This is a genomic window from Acinetobacter pullicarnis (genome assembly GCF_006352475.1).
Lineage (GTDB): Bacteria > Pseudomonadota > Gammaproteobacteria > Pseudomonadales > Moraxellaceae > Acinetobacter > Acinetobacter pullicarnis.
Genome location: NZ_VCMZ01000001.1, coordinates 3,195,136 through 3,214,618, shown reverse-complemented (window position 1 = coordinate 3,214,618; position 19,483 = coordinate 3,195,136). Strand labels below are relative to the sequence as shown.

Sequence of the window (19,483 nt, the reverse complement as noted above, 5' to 3'; positions counted from 1 at the left end):
AGTGAGTATATTTGAGCTTTAATCTAGGTGTTTTTGGGGGGGGGGCTGACTTGTATGCATGCAGATGCTTTCTTAGCTCTTGGTATTTGAAAATTAATAGTTTTTTGGGTTTTGTCGTTTGAGAGAAATATGAATAAGAAGCGTATATGGTTGATTAGCGGTATTGTAATTATGGTTTTGACTTACATCTATGTTTCCCCCTATCTAGTATTGAATAGTATTCAACGTGCCGCGCAAGCGGGTGATAGTGAAAAAGTTTCGAACTATATTGATTATCCAAGCGTGAGGCAAAGTTTTAAAGATCAAATGAATGCCATGGTTATGAAGAAAGTTGGTGAGCAGAAAAAAGAAGATGGATTTGCAGCATTGGGTGCAATGTTGGCTTCAACGATGGTAGACAAAATGGTTGATGCTGTTGTAACCCCAGCTGCAATGACTTTGATGTTACAGGGTAAAGGCCTCCAAGCTGCGGCGACTAATCGGGAGCCTGAAATACAAACTGCAACGAAACCTGTCGAGATAAAGAAAAAAGTAGATTACACGGCAGGTTATATCTCGCTAAATCAGTTCGAGGTTATCGTAAAAGATGCCGATCAAGTTAAAAATGTCAAAATTAAACTGGTCCGTGATGGTTTGAGCTGGAAGGTAAATGAGATTGTCGTGCCAATGGATTAAGTACCCGAAGAAATTATGCGGATGCAGCCAGCTTTTACTGAATGATTGGATGGTATAGGTCGGTTGGTCTCGTCGCTTTTCTTGTATTTATGTTGATGTGACTTCGGTGTTGGAAAAAACATATTGGATAAAGTATAAATGAGTATAAAAGACTCATTATTTGGTTTTAATAAAATCGCAATAAGTAAACATGTAAATTGAGTTTGAAATAAAGTAGATAAATCTTATGCTTGAATTTTAATTTTATATATGATGCTTTGGTTTGTTCTTATTCTAAATATTTTAAATAAGTTACGTTAATCATTATATTTTTGAATTGAGGTTTTAGAGTGGATTGAAAAACATTAATGGTGAATTGATCAGGTGGTTTTAAATATTATTGATCGCTATCGACTCTATAGCTTAAACCTACGCGTTTATATTTCTTAGATCGATTTGCTCCATTGTGCCAAGGGGGAGATTGGATACTAAGTTTAATTTTGGTGTTCAGTATAGTGCGACCTCACTTTATTTTATGTTGATTAATAGATCTGAAGTAGAAATAATGTGCTAAAAAAAGCATAAGAAGACCTTGGCTAAGTACGGTGTACTATGTGTTTTAAGGCTTTCTGGGTGTTAGGTAAAACAAGTGAGTATAAGCGAGTTGAATTGATCAGTTGGTGGTTTATAAGTTAGGTGTATTTTGAGTTTTTATGTGCTTTATTTATGCTTTAGGGCTAACTTGCCATGAATATTACTTGTTTTAATCGTATTAAATATTAAAAAATGTGATTTTGTTCTATCTTTTTGGTGTGTCCTTATCTTTTTAGGTTTGTAATAATAAAAAGTTAAAAATGCGCATTTAATTGAATTAAAACCCTACCTTGATTAAGTAATTTTAAATCTAGTTTTTAATATATCCATTTTAAAAGATATAAATTTATTGAAACAAGTGATTGTTTTTGTGGGAATGAAAAATGCTTTCTAAATGTTTAAAAATGTAATAATGTAGAGTATAACTACGAATAACTTGTTTCATTAAAAATATTATAAATTCATGTCGCTGTATAATTATTTTTACAAATCGCATGAATGAAAAGGATGCATTTATGCTTTTTCTGCAAGGGTGGGCCATGGCATGAAGTTGAGACTTATTGATATTGCGCAAGCAGATCAACTTGCTGCTGGCAATATTTCATTATTGATGGGTGTATTAACGCCACAAAATCTCATTCAAGAATTTCTAAGTATGACGCGTGCAATTTTGAAAAGTAAAACCGCGACATTGATCATGCAAAATGAGCCTTATCTTTGGCATGAATCGGCACAAGGCTTTAAAGCATATCCAATCAACCAAGCATTAGAGTCTGACGCTTACTTCCCTCAAGATCTAGAGGGAAGTAAAATGGATATGCAGCTTATCGATTATCAAGCAATGATCAGAGATCTTCGAGAACAAGGTCTGAGCTATCAACAGCTGACAGCATTTGATCTTAAAACGGTCGATCAATCTTCATATGGTCAATTGATTATTTTTGATGGCGATGAACAGGCATTGCATTGCCCTGAAAAATTGGAATTGATTGGCCGATTAGTGAAAGGTTTTGTGCAAAATATTGAATTACATTTAGAGTTTGATGAATTAAAACAAAAATATGAAAAACAACGCATTTTAAGTGAAAGCAAGACTAAGTTTTTTCAAATTATTGCACATGATTTACGTGCACCATTTCATGGGTTATTGGGGTTTTCAGAGATTTTAGCCAAAGAGCGACATAACTTAGATGATGCTAGTATTCAAGATATGACCGAGTATTTGTATGATACGGCTCAATCGACCTATAACTTGTTGGAAAACTTACTGAACTGGGCAATGGCTGAAGGTGGTCATTTGGTTTTTCAGCCAAAGAACTTTTATTTGAAGCAGTCGAGTACAGTTGTCTATGATGTGCTCAATGCCATTGCTCAGAAAAAAAATATCGAATTAATTGAGAATGTTGCTGAGGGCTTAAAAGTCTATGCCGATCAGAATATGGTGACTTCAGTAATTCAGAATCTGGTTTCTAATGCTCTGAAATTTACCCCGATGGATGGCACAGGAAAAGTTTATATTCATGCAGAAAAAAAAGAAAAGACGGTTGAAATCTTAGTGCAGGATACTGGGGTAGGCATGACAGAAGCACAAATTTTAAGTATTTCTCAGCCTGATATTAAAGTGAGTTTTCGTGGAACATCTGGAGAGAAGGGGACAGGTCTAGGTTTGGTCTTGTGTAAGCGATTTATTGACTTGAATCGCGGACAACTCATTGTTTCTTCGAAACAAGGTGCAGGAACAACCGTCAAGGTTATTTTGCCAATTGCAAGAGCGACACCGCAACGCATCCTAAAATATTAAAATAATGATGATGTAACTGTACCGCGTTGGGTAAAACGATTTATCGCAATTCTTCTAAAACAAAGTTTCAAAAGCACAGGTGTCCCTGTTATAACTATTAAGACCTTTAAAATTGAAGACTTTTTGATGAATGCTGAGCAGTTGAAAAAAACATTAATTGCAAGTCAATATGCAGAACTTGTGTTGGGATTACATCAAAAGGATTTAGATGCAGATTATGCTGTAGATCAATTTCAGTTGTCTTTATCAACGGCACAAATTTATCAACGCGTACAAGATAGTATTGCTGAGATCGAAGATGAAGCTCGCTGGATGCAAGCGATTCGAGTATTACGTACACGCTTAATGTTTCGTTGGATTTGGCAAGATGCCAATCAGCAGACCGATGTGATGAGTTTAACCCGAGAACTGTCAGATTTTGCAGATGCATGTATTTGTGCCGCCAAGGCATTTGCCCTTGGTCCGCTGATTTTGAAATATGGGGAACCGATTAGTTATAGCGGAAAAGTACAGAATTTAATTGTGGTCGCCATGGGGAAATTAGGCGCACAAGAGCTGAACCTTTCCAGTGATATCGATTTGATTTTTGCCTTTGATGAACAAGGTGAAACCAATGGTCGTAAAAGTATTGATGTACAACAATTTTGCATTCTCTGGGGACAAAAACTGATTTATCTGTTGGATCAAATTACAGCAGATGGATTTGTATTTCGCGTCGATATGCGTTTGCGTCCTTGGGGGGATGGTTCAGCTCTGGCCATCAGCCATGTGGCTTTGGAAAAATACTTAAGCCAGCATGGCCGTGAATGGGAACGCTATGCCTGGATTAAAGCACGTATTGTGACCGGTGGCGAAGAGGGCGAGGCGTTGCTGAAAATGACGCGCCCATTTGTGTTCCGAAAATATGTCGATTACACCGCCTTTGAAGCCATGCGTGAAATGAAAACCATGATTGAGCGTGAAGTGGTACGCCGTCATATTACGGATGATATCAAGTTAGGTGCTGGCGGAATTCGAGAAGTTGAATTTATTGTTCAAGTTTTTCAATTGATTTATGGTGGTTCTAAACTAGAACTGCAAGATCGCCAATGTTTGTTGAGTCTAAAGCATTTGGGGGAGGTCGGTCTGCTAGATGAGCAGGCGGTGATTGATTTGGAAGATGCCTATCTTTTTTTACGTCGCGTCGAACATGCGATTCAGGCATTAAATGATCAACAGACTCAATCCTTACCCACTGAGCCAGACTTGCAACAGCGGATGATTCACACCTTAGGCTTTGACAGTTGGGATGCTTTTTTAGCGGTACTGAATCTAAAACGTGAAAAAGTGATTTATCAGTTTGAACATGTAATTAAAGAGAAAGCGTTAGATTCACCAACGACTACGTTTAGTCAGTTGGAAGTGCAATTAGATGAAATTTTAGATGAACCTTCAAAGAATCTCGTCAAAGAATTTTGGTTTGGGCATGCCATTAAAAAGCTTCCTGCAAAAGCGGTACAACGACTGAAAGAGTTTTGGCCGCATTTGATTGGGGCAGTATTACAGTCGGATAAACCGCAAATTGCCCTGATGCGCTTGATGCCTTTGGTTGAGTCGGTAATGCGACGCACTGTGTATCTGGTGATGTTGATTGAGAGTAAAGGCGCATTGCAACGTTTAGTGAAAATGGCAACAGTAAGTCCTTGGATTTGCGAAGAGTTGACGCATTATCCAGTGTTGTTGGATGAGTTTTTGTCGATGGACTTTGAGTTGCCTAAACGCCGTGATCTTGAAGACTCATTACGTCAACAGTTGCTGCGCATTGAAATTGATCAAGTCGAAGATCTGATGCGAGTACTGCGGTTATTTAAAAAATCCAATGTATTGACGGTTGCAGCCAGTGATGTTCTGGCAGAAAGCCCACTCATGAAAGTCTCTGATGCATTGACAGATATCGCAGAAGTTTCGGTGATTGCAACTTTGAACTTGGCTTATCAAACCGTGGTTAAGCGGCATGGTTATCCGGTAACGCCAGAAGGGCAGCGTTGTAGTTTGCAGCAGATGGGCTTTGTGGTGGTGGGGTATGGCAAGGTCGGTGGGATTGAGTTGGGCTATGGCTCCGATCTTGATCTAGTGTTTATGCACAACCTTGATGAACAGGCGGATACAGATGGGCATAAGCAAATTAGTGGTTTCGAATTTGCGATGCGTGTCGCACAAAAGTTTATGTCATTTATGACCACACAAACCCTTGATGGGCGAGTTTATGAGGTTGATACCCGTTTACGACCATCAGGAGAAGCCGGTCTCTTGGTGACCAGTATGCGTGCATTTGAGCAGTATCAGTTGAAAAGTGCCTGGGTCTGGGAGCATCAGGCCTTGGTGCGTGCACGCTCAATTGCTGGAGAAACCAGCCTACGAGAAAAATTCGAACAGTTACGCTGTGATATTTTGACGATGCCCAGAGATGAACAACGGGTGCGTCAAGAAGTCTTGAACATGCGGCAAAAAATGAAAGATCACCTTGGTTCATCTAAGGAGCAAAAAAAACATGGGATTTTTCATTTAAAACAGGATGCAGGTGGTATCGTTGATATTGAATTTATGGCACAGTATGTGGTGTTAGCTTGGAGTGGGACGAATCATGATCTCGCCCATTATTCCGACAATGTACGAATCCTCGAAGATGCAGCTAAAGCCAATTGCTTATCCAGCGAAGATGCTTCTGCACTGATTCAGGCTTATCTTCGCGAACGCGCCGAGAGTCATCTATTAGCACTTGCAAACCAATCCATGCAAGTCAATGCGATGGAATGGCATGATACCCGGGTGATCGTTTGCAAATTGTGGCAAAGATTAATTGATCCTACAGCGGACGTCGTTGTAGGGTGTGAATAATAATGTGAAAATTTGGAGTGTGTGCCATGAATTTGGCTGATCGTGATGGTTTTATTTGGCAAGATGGACAAATGGTTGATTGGCGTGAAGCAAAAACTCACGTCTTAACCCATACCTTACATTATAGTATGGGCGTGTTTGAGGGCGTTCGTGCCTATGAAACACCAAATGGAACTGCGATTTTTCGTCTTCAAGACCATACTAAACGTTTGTTGAATTCAGCAAAGATTTATCAAATGAAAGTCCCGTTTGATCAAGCAACCCTTGAACAAGCCCAAATTGATGTAGTGCGTGAGAACAAACTGTCTTCTTGCTATCTACGCCCAATTATTTTCATTGGTTCTGAGAAACTCGGTATTGCAGCAACAGACAATACGATTCATGCGGTTGTTGCTGCATGGAGCTGGGGTGCTTATTTAGGTGACGAAGCGATGGCCAAAGGCATTCGCGTAAAAACGTCATCTTTCACGCATCACCACCCAAATGTCACCATGTGCAAAGCCAAAGCATCAGGTAACTATACCTTGTCTATTCTTGCGCATCAGGAAGTCGCACATGCGGGCTATGACGAAGCAATGTTGATGGACCCACAAGGTTATGTTTGTCAAGGATCTGGTGAAAACGTCTTCTTAATTCGAGATGGTGTATTACATACGCCAGAAATCTCTGGTGGTGCATTGGATGGGATTACTCGTCAAACCATTATCACCATTGCTAAAGATTTAGGTTATGAGGTTATTGAACGCCGTATTACCCGTGATGAGTTCTATATTGCGGATGAAGCTTTCTTTACCGGTACCGCTGCTGAAGTCACTCCTATTCGTGAATATGATGACCGTGAAATTGGTTGTGGTTCACGTGGTCCGATTACTGAACAGATTCAAAAAGCATTCTTTGATGCAGTAAAAGGCAAAGATCCAAAATATGCACACTGGTTAACTTATATTAAATAAGTGAATCCGTTAATATCAAAGGCGAAACTTAAGTTTCGCCTTTTTTTATGCGTAGATATTTTAAGATGGGTATAGATCAACAATGAGTAAGGGATGAGTAGATGCATATTGTATATGTGAGTGATGGCAAGGCGGGACATCGTTCTCAGGCACTGGGGCTATATCAGGCGATGCAACGACAGCATTCTCAGTCACTCAGCTTCCAAGAAGTATTCATTCAAGATCTCCCATTATTTTTACTGTTCATGGCAGTTATAAAAAAGAATCTTGCCAGTATGCAGCAGCAACCCAATTATATTATTGGGGTAGGCAGTCATACTCAACTTCGCGTTTTGATGCTTGGTAAGGTTTACCCTCTGGCAAAGACCATTATTTTAATGAAACCGAATTATCCATTGACTTGGTTTGATTATGCCGTAATTCCACAACATGATGGTATTGCTGCAAGTGAACAGGTTTTGATTACTCGTGGTGCTTTAAATCCGATTATGAATCAGCAGCGCCATCAAGCCAGTCGTATTTTAATTGCATTAGGTGGGAGCTCAAAACGTCATCAATGGAATTCAACGAAGGTGATGCAGGCACTTGCGGCAATTGTTAAAGAAAATCCAGCATCTAAACTAATATTAACCACATCAAGGCGGACTCCTACAGACTTTCTCAAAAGACTAAGTACAGAGAAATTTGCTACACAATTGGAGGTTTTCCCCGTTGAAGAAACAGCACAAGGTTGGATTTTTGAGCAGATGCAATTGGCTGAAGCGGTCTGGGTCACAGAAGACAGTGTCTCTATGATTTTTGAAGCCTTAACCGCAGGTTGTCGCGTGGGTTTGATTGAAATAGATCGACTGAAACAAGACCGTATTACCCATGCTGTTGATCAATTACTTGAAAGCCAAGTATTGGTTAAGTATTTTAATTTAAATCAATTGGCTACTCCGATCAGCTTAAATGAGGCTGATCGGGTTGCGAGACTTATTTTAGCTCAGTGTTATTCAAATAAGAAATATTAAACATTGAATATCAATGAGATTTTTGTGAGTCTAAATGGAATATTCACGTGTTCTATTTTGTAATAACCTGAAATACGACTACATTATTATAGATACTTTTAAAACATTCATTGATAGAATTCACACTTTATTCTTCGGTGTTACAGTATTGATCAAGTTTTTAAACCTCTATAGCCTACCAGTCTTGATTTCATTAGGTTTATGTATCGGTATTGGACTCTGGGATTTACTGTTAGAACCTAAAGGTATTCCAGCATTTATCGGGACTGTCTTTTTTACAACTTTTTTGATCATCTTTATAAAACAATCATCTTGTGCTTTATTTAGAAAATTTGCTTTAGTCTTATTTTTAATACTTACTTTATATATTGCAACGGGAACAGGATTCCTTCAGGGGCATATGTCTATTGGGATCATCGCCTCAGTATTTCAGACCAATCATAATGAGGCTTTGGAGTTTTTTTCAGTGCTTCAATATAAATATGTACTTTATGCATTGATCTTGTTGATTGCGATTTGTTATTTTTTCTTTTATAAAAAAGAGATTTATCAGGTTAAATTACATAAAACTTTTATTGCTATTGTTCTCGTGATCAACGTTTTTAATCTGTTCTTTATACAGACAGCAAGAGCAGTCATTAATTATAAGAAAGAAGAAAAACTACTTTATGCTGGTAATAAAATCATCCCAGATTGGAAAGTAACTGAGGTCAAAGCTCCATATGATAATCAAGTTTTTATTATTGGTGAAAGCGTACAGCGCAATTACTTATCACTCTATGGGTATCCAAAGAAAACCACGCCATTTTTAGATTCAATGCCACTTACTGTGGTTGATGAATATATTTCAACCTCTGCAAATACGGCACCGAGCTTACCTCGAACGTTGGCATATATAGATCAAGACAATAATATACATATTTCGATGAATGTAATGAGCTTAGCAAAACAGGCAAATTACAATACGATTTGGATTTCGAATCAAGGCTTTGTTGGGAAAAATGATACTGCTATATCTAAAATAGCGATTCATGCAGATCAAAAGCGTTTTCTAAAGAGTGGCAACTATATGTCACAAGATATTGATGATAACGAAATGATTGCAATGCTGGCTGCTGAACTTGATAAGTATAAAGGTCAAAAGAATATTATATTTATTCATATGATGGGATCGCATCCTGATGCGTGTGAGCGTTTATTTGATAGTCCAAAACTCTATGCTGATCAATCTAAGCCAATGAACTGTTACTTATCGAGCATCAATAAGCTTGATAGTTTTATACAGCAGATTTATCAAACTTTAACTCAAGCCAAACGTAGCTTTAATATCACCTACTTTTCGGATCATGGTATGAGAATAGTGGATGGAGCCATATATGTTGATAATGAATACAAAGCCAACTATCAAGTGCCTTTTTTTGTACTCAGTAGTGATGCTAAACAGAAAAACTATATGAAGAAAAGTATAAGTGCTTTTGATTTTATGGATATTTATGCAGGTTTAATCGGTGTGAAAGCACCATATCTGAGTGAGCAGAAGCACTTGGATACAATTACTTCAAACTCAAATCCAATCGTTTTTAACTGGAACACCAATATTCCTTATAATAGCTTGCAATGAAAATGTTAAACTAACGAGTCGGGTATATACTTTCGGTTGTTTCTCGAAGCTGTGGCTTACCTCTTTCAATTAAGAATGAAATAAAGTTGAATTTATGAAAATACTGCATATAGCAAATTTTGGTTTTAATAAACAAGGTGCTCATTTTTATTGCACAGACCGAAAAATATCTGCTGGATTAATTGAAAATGGTCATTTTGTTTATGACTTCAGTTTTCGTGATATGGCACGAATGGGTACGATTTTTAAAACCAAAAAATTGGGTGCAGGCTGGGCCAATAAAGAGATTTTAAAAATTATTGAGAATCTTGAGCCTGATTTGGTTCTAATTGGACATAGTGATCTTATGAGTCCTTTGGTACTCAAAGAGATTAAACAGCGCTATCCGCAAACTAAAATTGCATTTTGGTATGTTGATTGGCTATGTGATAAGAAAAAAAGCCAGTTTATTTTTAACTTTTCACCTTATGTTGACGCGTTGTTTTGCACTACAGGTGGAGAGCTTTTGCAGCAATTTAAGACGATAACTAATAAAGTTGCATATATTCCAAATATGGTTAATAGAACAATAGAAAGTTTAAAACAGTTTAACTGTACTGATTTTAAAAATGATTTTGTTTTTTTTGGTACATTTGATAAAGGTTCATTGAGGGAGAAATTTATATTATCTTTGATTGATAGTATGAGAAATCACATTAGTTGCTATGGTATTCATAATAATTTAGCTGTTTATGGGAGCCAGTATTTACAAGTTTTGGCTCAATCAAAAATGGGGTTAAATTTCTCACGCAGAAATGATATAACGCTATACTCTTCAGATCGTATCGCGCAATTGACTGGCAATGGATTATTAACATTCAGTCCTAAAATTCCTGATTTTGAGTTGCTCTATAATGAGGAAGAAATTGTTTATTTTAATGATTTTAATGACTTAGTCGAAAAATTTTATTTTTATTTAGAGAGTGAGCAGGCTGCCTTCGATATCGCAAAGCGGGGCTGGGAGAAGTCACATAGATCTTTTAACAGTAAACGTATTACCCAGTTTATGCTAGAAGTTACTTTTGATCTGCCGTTATCAGAAGATTATGAATGGGCAACTGAGGTATATCGATAATGTGGATGCTTTATACATTACTGGCTGTTCTTGTATTGGCAGGTATCCTATATTTACTAGGGAACTATACTTTTTGGTTACCTTTTCGCACTGCGAAATTGCCGAGAATTGTAATGTTGCATCAAGTGACACCCGATGCAGAAGCCTCTGGCATGAATATGCCACCGCAGAAATTTGAGCAGTTACTGCAATATTTACAAAATAAAGGCAGCACATTTTGTTTTGTTTCTGAACTTGGGGAATATCAGGGGCAACACAATGTGGTTGCATTAAGTTTTGATGATGGCTTTTTAGATAACTACCAATATGCTTATCCGCTATTAAAAAAATATAATGCCAAGGCCACAATTTATCTTGCAACTCAAATTGCAGGCATTGAAACATTAACGGTTGAGCAGATTCAAGAAATGGCTGCTTCGGGGGTAGTTGAATTTGGAGCACATACGCAGCATCATGTGAATTTACTGAAACTCAGTGATGAGCAGGCGTATCAAGAAATGCAGAGCTCGAAAATGGATGTGGAAGCATTGGTGGGAAAATGCCCAAGTTTTGCTTATCCCTTTGGTCGTTTTAATGCACAGCATGAACAAATGGCCAAAGACATTGGTTTTATTAATGCAGTGTCTACCCGTAAAAAAATAGAAAGCTATAGTGATGCCAATCAATACAATTTACCTCGCGTAAGTACTCACGGTGCAATGAATGCATTGCAAATGCGGATTGCCTTAGCAAAAGGACGTTATAAATTATGAGTATTCCATGTAGTGTCTATATTGTGACTCTGAATTGTGCCGAATGGCTCGATGCAACGCTAAATAGTGTTAAAGATTTTGCTGAGGTTATTATTTTAGATTCGGGCAGTACAGACAGAACCTATGAAATCGCAGAAAGTTTTGCCAACACCCGTATTATGCATCAAGATTGGCAGGGTTATGCTGTTCAGAAAAGCTTGGCATTGGCACAATGTCAGCAACAATGGGTACTCAATTTAGATGGTGATGAAGTTCTTTCAGAAGCCCTAAAAAAAGAAATTGTTCAGGTGATTTCAGAAAATAAAATCGATGGATTAATCACACCGATCAATGACGTATTTTTAGGTGTGGCAAATAGTAAACATACCAAAAAACATGCAAAAACCCGTTTTTTCCGTAAGGCCAAAGGACAGTATGATTTAGCCAATAAAGTCCATGAAAATGTCGTGGTTACTGGTGAAACACTTAAAGCACAAGCAGATATTTTTCATTATGGTGAATCGAGTATTTTTATTAAAGTCGAAAAGAACAACCAGTATTCAAATTTAAAAGCATTAGAGAAATTTGAAAAAGGGAAGCATCCAAGCATTTTAAAATTGATCTTGATTATGCCGATGACCTTTATAAAGTCTTACTTTATTCGCCGTAATTGTTTTAATGGTTGGCGTGGTTTTGTCAGTAGTATGATTAATGCTTTCTATGCTTTTTTAAAAGAAGCGAAACTGTTTGAGAGAAAGAAGCTACAATAGCTTAGAATTTTTTATTGAGTGATTTGAAATTGAAAATATGTTTCCTTTCAACAGACTTTCCGCCAACCTTAGGTGGTGTTGCTTCACATGCTCATGAGCTCGCCAAAGCATTAGTCGATTTGGGGCATGAGGTTCATGTTTTAACCTCATTAGTTGAAGAGAGTGAAACATTTGAATTAATGGATCGTGTCTATGTGCATCGATTTAAAGTTTTATGGCAAAAACCATTTTATAACTGGGGAATGTCAAAGCAATTAAAAGCTTTCTTAAAGAAAAATCCCATGGATTTAATTCATGTTCATGGCATGCGTCCTTTAGAGTCGACTAAAAATCTAAATATTCCAATTGTCTTTACCAACCACACTTCTGGTTTTTTAAAACGCCTAGAGAAGCCTCTAATCTTACAAGGTCGTTTACGTTCACGTATGAAGCATGTTGCTATGGTCTTAGCACCAAGTGTTGAGTTATGTGAAGCAACATTAAAAATTGGGTTTACTGGGCCAGTTCATTTTGTATCAAATGGTGTAGATACTTCGAAGTTTATTGCAAAAGACTTATCTACTATTTCGATGATAAAAACTTTTGTACTTGCTCGACGACTCGTAGAGAAAAATGGTGTTGTAGTATTTGCAAAAGCATTAACTTTAGTTAAAAAAACAAATTTTAAAGTATTAATAGCTGGAGTTGGTACAGAGAAAGAGAAAATGCAGCAGATCTTTATTGACGCTGGAATACAAGATAAAGTGATTTTCTTGGGTGCTGTTAAAAATGCAGAAATGCCGTCAATTTATCAGCAAGCAGATTATTCTGTGTTGCCATCATTTTATGAAGCAACAAGCATTACAGGCCTTGAATCTATGTCATCGGGTTTACCGCTGATTGGGACCAATGTTGGTGGTATTCCTTATTTAATTAAGGAGGAGGAAACTGGCTTTTTAGTCCCACCAAATGATGCCGAGGCAATTGCTGCTAAGATTGATGAAGTATTAGGATTCTCTGATCAAAGGTATATTGAACTCAGCCATGCTAGTGCTTTGAGAGCGCAGAAAAATTTTGATTGGTCGGTAATTGCTAAAATTACTGAAGATTATTATAAGAAAATTCTTTGAGGTTGATGTGGATAAGATAAAAGTATTAATTGCTTTCGGTACAAGGCCTGAAGCAATTAAAATGGCACCATTAGTTAAAGCACTCCAAGATGACCTCAGTTTTGATATACGAGTATTAGTAACTGGGCAGCATCGAGAAATGTTAGACCAGGTCTTAAAAGTTTTTGACATTACGCCTGATTTTGATTTAAATTTGATGGCACCAAATCAAACATTAAGTATTTTAGCGTCTAAAATACTTTATAAAATGGATGATATTTATTCGCAGTTTCGGCCAACGATAGTATTAGTGCACGGTGATACTCTATCTGCTTTTGTGATTGCCCAGTCAGCTTTTTATAATAAAATTAATATTGGTCATGTCGAAGCAGGTCTTCGTACATATAATTTACAATCACCTTGGCCAGAAGAAGGTAATCGACAGTTAATTTCAAAAATTGCAAACTTACATTTTTCACCAACAGAATTGGCAAGTCAATGTTTATTGAATGAGGGCATCTCACGTGAAGCTGTGATTATTACTGGAAACACAGTAATTGATGCTTTATATAGCGTTATCGATCAAGCTAAATTGGCATTACCAAAGAACTTAGATGGATCATATTTTGTTTTCTCGGAAAGTAGAAAGCTTATTTTAATTACAGGGCACCGTAGAGAAAACTTTGGAGACGGATTTAAAAATATTTGTTTGGCGATTAGAGAGTTATCAATAGAATATCCAAATGTAGATTTTGTTTATCCTGTTCATTTAAATCCTAATGTTCAACTTGTTGTTAATGAGTATTTAGGGAATTTAGATAACGTTTTTCTTCTTCCTCCACAATCATATTTAGAGTTTATTAATTTAATGAAGCATAGCTATATTATTTTAACTGACTCAGGCGGGATTCAAGAAGAAGCTCCTAGTTTAGGTGTTCCTGTTTTAGTTATGCGTGACACGACTGAGCGAGAAGAAGCTGTAACTGCTGGAACGGTTAAATTGGTTGGAGCAAGCCAAAAAAGTATTACTGAGAATGTGAAGCTATTGCTCACTGATTCAAAGTTATATCAATCAATGTCAGAAGCGAATAATCCTTATGGAGATGGAACGGCATCCCATCAGATATCTCATGCATTAAAAAACTATTATTTGCTTAAGGCTCCTTGAATGATTAGAACTTTTGTTGTGAGTATCGAAGATCTAGAAAGTCCAAGATTAACTACATTCTTTGGGCAATTTTTTTTCAAAAAGTATAAACCTGATGAAATAACAGTTATTGGTGTAAAAGGGGGAGAGTTAAGTGCAAAAGAATATTTTAACTTGGCTGTTCATGGAAGACAGCAGCCACTTAGTCCAGGTGAATTAGGCTGTAGCCTTTCTCATCTCGAAATTTATAAACAGTTTTTAAGCACAGACCAAAAACTTGCTTTAATATTTGAAGATGATGCAATACTCCCCGAGTCTTTGGTATTTGAAGATCTTTGCAATCAATTGATCGCTCTGGAATTAAAACCTAACTTTTTATTTAGTTTGGGTGGTATTCAATTGAAAGTTTGCCTGAATGTGAGAGGTAAATTTATTGAAAGTAAATTTTTTAGTAAAAACGTATTACAAGTTAATAAGCATTTTTATGAGAGAGTCTGTTATACCTTTGCATATGTTATTGATCGTGAAATGGCAATGACGTTAATAAATTACCATGAAAAGGTACGTAGAGCAGATGATTGGAGCTACTTATATGATTTTGACAAAAATGCAAAAATATTTATGACAAATCTTATAGATCACCCAGTCGAACAAACACAAGATACGAGTTATTTAGAGTTAGAAAGGAAAAAGAAAAAAGATATCCATCGTAGTATTTACGGACGAGGATTATCTAAGGAGTTGGCAAAAATACAGAATACTAAGTATAGCTAGCCGTAAATTGTAGTTGACTTTTTCATTAAGAGATTCAATAAATAATTCATCTAAAGGTCATTATTTATGTCAAAAAAATTAGCGATTATTCATGCATTATGGATTGGGAAAAAACTTGGTTCGATTTCTCGTTGTTGTCTTAATTCTTTTGTAATGCGGGGACATGAAGTCCATTTACATACCTATGGTGATATTGATGATATTCCTCATGGTGTAAAGCAAGTTGATGCTAATGAAGTTATTCCAGAAAGTAAAATTATTAAGCATAATCAGACGGGAAGCTATGCACTTTTTTCAGATATTTTTCGCTATGAATTAATGAGAAAAGTAGATGGGGTGTATGTCGACTGCGATGTTTATTGTCTACAGCCAGTCATCATACCTGAACATGGCTATGTGCTTGGTTTTGAAGATGATGAATGTATTAATGGAGCTATATTAAGAATACCTAAAGAGAGTGACTTACTTAATTGGCTTTTAAAAGCTGCTTACGATCCTTATTTTGTACCACCTTGGTACTCAAGTAGTCGTCAATTTCGATTGAAAACTAAAAAAATACTGGGCATAGGTAGAAGCCTAGCAGATATGCCTTGGGGTGTTATTGGGCCTAAAGCAATAACATACTATGTAAAGCAGTTGGATCTTATTAAACAGGTAGAGCCAATTGATATTTTTTACCCAGTTCATTATTTATGTGTTGACCAGTTTTGTGACCCAGGTTTAAAGGTGAGCGATATTACCTCTTCGCGGACAGTCTGTATTCACTTATATAATGAACGTCTAAAAGGTATTGATTTTGATCAGCTAGATCACCGTAGTGTGATGTATAAGTTGTTGAGAAATGAAATCTAATACTTTGTTAAAAAGAGCTTAATAAGATTTCAGATCGTATTAGACCATCCAATATATTGTTGTTGAGAGCATAATGAGTGAAAAAAATACACCAATCAAGGTTGGGTTAATTGTTGATGAGTATTTTGGTGGAGCAAATACTGCATTTGGCGGATATGGTTTTTTAGCTCGTAATTATATTGCTAAATACTTATCTAAGGAAAATATTCAGATTGATATATTATTAGGTAAGGGAAGCCGAGCACTTGTGGCAGATCAATATGAGGTCGATGGTATTGATCTTTATCGATTACCAAGAAGAAAATGGTTTGCTCGGCAATGGTTAAAAAAACAGAATTATGATATTTATTTAAGTATTGAGCTTACATCTAATTACGTTTTAGAAAATGAAGCAGATAAAAATAAAAAATTAATTTTATGGATTCAAGATCCTAGACCGATGTATGAATGGGATGAAATCAATACAGTAAAATTATTTCCGGAGACGAGTTATTATAATCAGCCGATTTATGATCTAGTAAATAAATGGTATCAAAATAATCGAGTTAAATTTATTTCTCAGGGTTATTTTCTAAATCAAAAAGCGATTGATTTATATCGGTTGGACTCTAAAGTTAATATTGAATATGTACCAAATCCTATTGATATTGATTCTGCATTTGACGTTGAGCATCATACCAAAAAAAATATGATTATATTTTTAGGTCGTTTAGAGTCAGTGAAAAGAGGATGGTTATTTTGTGAAATTGCGAAGCGTATGCCTGATCATGACTTTTATGTCTTAGGGCAGACTTTTCGGGAGGAAAGCAAGAATTCTGAAATTATGGCAGAGTACTATAAAATTGAAAACTTGCATTTTGCTGGGCATGTTGATGGTGATGAAAAGCAGGCTTTTCTAAGAGATGCTAAATTGTTGGTTAATACTTCGATTCATGAGGCATTACCAATATCATTTTTAGAGGCTTTATCTTATGGAACCTTACTCGTAAGTAATCGTAACCCTGAAGATTTAACATCTAAATTTGGTGTTCATGTTGGGGATGTATTGGGCGATGGATTTGATAAAGTTGATTTATTTGTCAATGCGATTAATCTCTTAATACAGGATGAAACTAAAAGACAAGATTTAGCAAAACAGGCAAGACAATATATTGAAAAATATCATAATGTTGAGGATTTTGTTACAAAACTACGATCTATTTTAATTGAGCAAACGAAGCCTTAATTATTTGCTAACTTTATTTTAAAGAGACTTGCTTAACTACTCGTCTCTTTATTACCTTCGAGTACCATATAAATCAAAGATACAAAGATCAGTAGGGCACCAATGAGGCTGCTCATGCAGAAGAATACGATACGCTGATTGGTCGTTAAATTAAAAAGTTGCTCGGCCAATATGTAGCGCATAAAACCCCATTGCACAATTGAAAATACAATGATCACCAGTGAACGACGACGTACTTCAGGGCGCATAGCCATAGCAGATTACCTTTAAAAATTGCAGTGTATTATCACATTTATGAGAATTAATCTCAATTAAAAAAGACGCTGTAAACAGCGTCCTTTTTATAAGCTAAATCTTATTGCTCTTCAGCTTTTGGCTTTTCGCGTAAACGAATGCCCAAATCGCGCAATTGATTTGCTTCAACTGGCGCAGGTGCTTGCGTTAACGGACATTCTGCCGCTTTAGTTTTCGGGAATGCAATCACATCACGGATAGATGAAGCACCCGTCATGAGCATAACAAGACGGTCTAAACCGAAGGCCAAACCACCGTGTGGAGGTGCGCCATATTTTAATGCGTTGAGCAAGAAGCTAAATTTCTCTTCAGCTTCTTCTTCACCAATACCTAATGCTTCAAAAATGGCTTTTTGCATTTCTAAAGTATAGATACGGAGTGAACCACCACCAACTTCAGTACCATTTAACACCATGTCATAGGCAACAGAGAGTGCTTCACCAGGACTACGTTTCAGATCTTCTACGCTGCTTTTTGGAAGCGTGAATGGGTGATGAACAGAAGTCCATTTGCCATCATCAGTTTCTTCAAACATTGGGAAATCAACAACCCACAATGGCGCCCATTCACAGGTCGACATATTTAGATCATGACCAATTTTGACACGAAGTGCACCCATTGCATCGTTTACAACTTTGGCTTTGTCTGCGCCAAAGAAGACGATATCACCATTTTCAGCACCAACACGTTTCAACAAATCAAGCACGATTGGCTCGATAAATTTCACGATAGGAGACTGTAAGCCTTCGATGCCTTTTTCAAGCTCGTTAACTTTAATGTATGCCAAACCGCGAGCACCATAAATGCCAACAAACTTCGTATATTCATCAATTTGACTACGTGGCAATGCGCCAGCGCCAGGTACACGTAAAGCAACAATACGACCTTTAGGATCTTTTGCAGGGCCTGCAAAAACCTTAAATTCAACGTCTTGCATAAGATCAGCAACGTCAACCAATTTTAATGGAATACGTAGATCTGGTTTATCAGATGCATAGTCACGCATTGCTTCGCTATATGGCATGCGTTGGAATTTGTCGAATTCAATATTCAGTAAGTCTTTGAACAACTTAACCGTCATACCTTCCATCAAATCCATGATCTCATCATCGCTTAGGAATGATGTTTCAATGTCGATTTGTGTGAATTCAGGTTGACGATCCGCGCGTAAATCTTCGTCACGGAAACATTTTGCAATTTGGTAATAACGATCAATACCACCAACCATCAACAGTTGTTTAAACAATTGTGGTGATTGTGGTAGGGCATAGAAACTACCGTTTGAAACACGACTTGGCACCAAGTAATCGCGTGCGCCTTCTGGGGTAGCACGGGTCAAAATTGGTGTTTCCACGTCAAGGAAGCCGTTATCATCTAAGTAGTTACGAATTAGATTGGTTACTTTAGAGCGGAAACGTAGGCGGTCTAACATTTCTGGACGACGAATATCGAGGAAACGATATTTCAAACGGACTTCTTCAGAAACATTACTGTTTTCATCATTAAGTGGGAATGGTGGTGTTTCTGATTGTGCAAGGACTTCAATTTCTTTACCAAGCACTTCAATTTGACCACTCACCATGTTGGCATTTTCAGTGCCAGCATAACGACGACGTACACGGCCAGTCACTTTGAGTACAAACTCAGAGCGTGATTTATCCGCTGTTGCGAATGCTTCTGGGGTGTCTGGATCAATAACGACTTGGATAAGACCATCACGGTCACGTAAATCGAGGAAGATTACACCGCCATGATCGCGGCGACGGTGTACCCAACCGCAGAGTGTTACTGTTTGGTCAATTTGGGCTTCTGTTAAAGAGCCGCAGTAATGAGTTCGCATCATGGCGTGCTAAGTCCAACTTCTATTATTTAAAATTTGAGTAAAAAAGTAAGCTATTTATAGCTTACTTTGGGAAACACTCAATTATGCATCTTTGAGGAGATAGTCACAAGAACTAGATAGAAAAACAGCGAA

At 37.0% G+C, this 19,483-nt stretch carries 16 protein-coding genes; 14 read left to right on the top strand and 2 right to left on the bottom strand.

The window, feature by feature from the left end; translation table 11 throughout:
• Positions 1-129 precede the first annotated feature (129 nt).
• The 14 genes from FD716_RS14260 (at position 130) to FD716_RS14195 (ending at position 17,214) form a co-directional block, all read left to right on the top strand.
• Positions 130-675, top strand: a complete 546-nt coding sequence (locus FD716_RS14260; protein WP_139852952.1) for a DUF2939 domain-containing protein — start codon at positions 130-132, stop codon at positions 673-675.
• A gap of 1,117 nt (positions 676-1,792) precedes the next feature.
• A complete protein-coding gene (locus tag FD716_RS14255) occupies positions 1,793-3,049 on the top strand; it encodes a sensor histidine kinase (protein ID WP_139852951.1) in 1,257 nt (418 codons plus the stop codon).
• Positions 3,050-3,175: 126 nt separating this feature from the next.
• Positions 3,176-5,926 carry a bifunctional [glutamate--ammonia ligase]-adenylyl-L-tyrosine phosphorylase/[glutamate--ammonia-ligase] adenylyltransferase gene (gene glnE, locus FD716_RS14250; RefSeq protein ID WP_139852950.1) on the top strand — a complete coding sequence of 917 codons (2,751 nt, stop codon included), beginning with the start codon at positions 3,176-3,178 and terminating at the stop codon, positions 5,924-5,926.
• A 26-nt stretch (positions 5,927-5,952) separates the two neighbouring features.
• Positions 5,953-6,879 carry a branched-chain amino acid transaminase gene (locus tag FD716_RS14245; RefSeq protein WP_139852949.1) on the top strand — a complete coding sequence of 309 codons (927 nt, stop codon included), beginning with the start codon at positions 5,953-5,955 and terminating at the stop codon, positions 6,877-6,879.
• A 101-nt stretch (positions 6,880-6,980) separates the two neighbouring features.
• Positions 6,981-7,892 carry a mitochondrial fission ELM1 family protein gene (locus FD716_RS14240; protein WP_139852948.1) on the top strand — a complete coding sequence of 304 codons (912 nt, stop codon included), beginning with the start codon at positions 6,981-6,983 and terminating at the stop codon, positions 7,890-7,892.
• A 34-nt stretch (positions 7,893-7,926) separates the two neighbouring features.
• Positions 7,927-9,513 carry a phosphoethanolamine transferase gene (locus FD716_RS14235; RefSeq protein ID WP_228714955.1) on the top strand — a complete coding sequence of 529 codons (1,587 nt, stop codon included), beginning with the start codon at positions 7,927-7,929 and terminating at the stop codon, positions 9,511-9,513.
• 94 nt (positions 9,514-9,607) lie between these two features.
• Positions 9,608-10,627, top strand: a complete 1,020-nt coding sequence (locus FD716_RS14230) for a glycosyltransferase family protein (RefSeq protein WP_139852947.1) — start codon at positions 9,608-9,610, stop codon at positions 10,625-10,627.
• Positions 10,624-11,379, top strand: coding sequence for a polysaccharide deacetylase family protein (locus FD716_RS14225; protein WP_215895482.1), 756 nt, complete (start codon positions 10,624-10,626; stop codon positions 11,377-11,379). The genes FD716_RS14230 and FD716_RS14225 overlap by 4 nt, the downstream gene beginning before the upstream one ends.
• Complete coding sequence (locus FD716_RS14220; protein WP_139852946.1) at positions 11,373-12,128, top strand: glycosyltransferase family 2 protein; 756 nt, start codon at positions 11,373-11,375, stop codon at positions 12,126-12,128. The genes FD716_RS14225 and FD716_RS14220 overlap by 7 nt, the downstream gene beginning before the upstream one ends.
• Before the next feature lie 14 nt (positions 12,129-12,142).
• Entirely contained in the window at positions 12,143-13,237 is a 1,095-nt protein-coding gene (locus FD716_RS14215; RefSeq protein WP_139852945.1) for a glycosyltransferase family 4 protein, read from the top strand.
• Between the two features lie 7 nt (positions 13,238-13,244).
• Positions 13,245-14,384, top strand: a complete 1,140-nt coding sequence (wecB, locus tag FD716_RS14210) for a non-hydrolyzing UDP-N-acetylglucosamine 2-epimerase (protein WP_215895467.1) — start codon at positions 13,245-13,247, stop codon at positions 14,382-14,384.
• Positions 14,385-15,137 (top strand): glycosyltransferase family 25 protein, encoded by a 753-nt coding sequence (locus FD716_RS14205; RefSeq protein ID WP_323808192.1) that lies wholly within the window; start codon positions 14,385-14,387, stop codon positions 15,135-15,137. It begins immediately after the preceding gene.
• Between the two features lie 66 nt (positions 15,138-15,203).
• Positions 15,204-15,989, top strand: coding sequence for a glycosyltransferase family 32 protein (locus FD716_RS14200; protein WP_139852944.1), 786 nt, complete (start codon positions 15,204-15,206; stop codon positions 15,987-15,989).
• 73 nt (positions 15,990-16,062) lie between these two features.
• Entirely contained in the window at positions 16,063-17,214 is a 1,152-nt protein-coding gene (locus FD716_RS14195) for a glycosyltransferase family 4 protein (RefSeq protein ID WP_139852943.1), read from the top strand.
• Between the two features lie 32 nt (positions 17,215-17,246).
• Here FD716_RS14195 and FD716_RS14190 read toward each other — a convergent pair whose 3' ends face one another.
• A complete protein-coding gene (locus FD716_RS14190) occupies positions 17,247-17,468 on the bottom strand; it encodes a hypothetical protein (protein WP_139852942.1) in 222 nt (73 codons plus the stop codon).
• Between the two features lie 101 nt (positions 17,469-17,569).
• Positions 17,570-19,351, bottom strand: a complete 1,782-nt coding sequence (gene aspS / locus FD716_RS14185; RefSeq protein ID WP_139852941.1) for an aspartate--tRNA ligase — start codon at positions 19,349-19,351, stop codon at positions 17,570-17,572.
• Between the last annotated feature and the right edge of the window lie 132 nt (positions 19,352-19,483).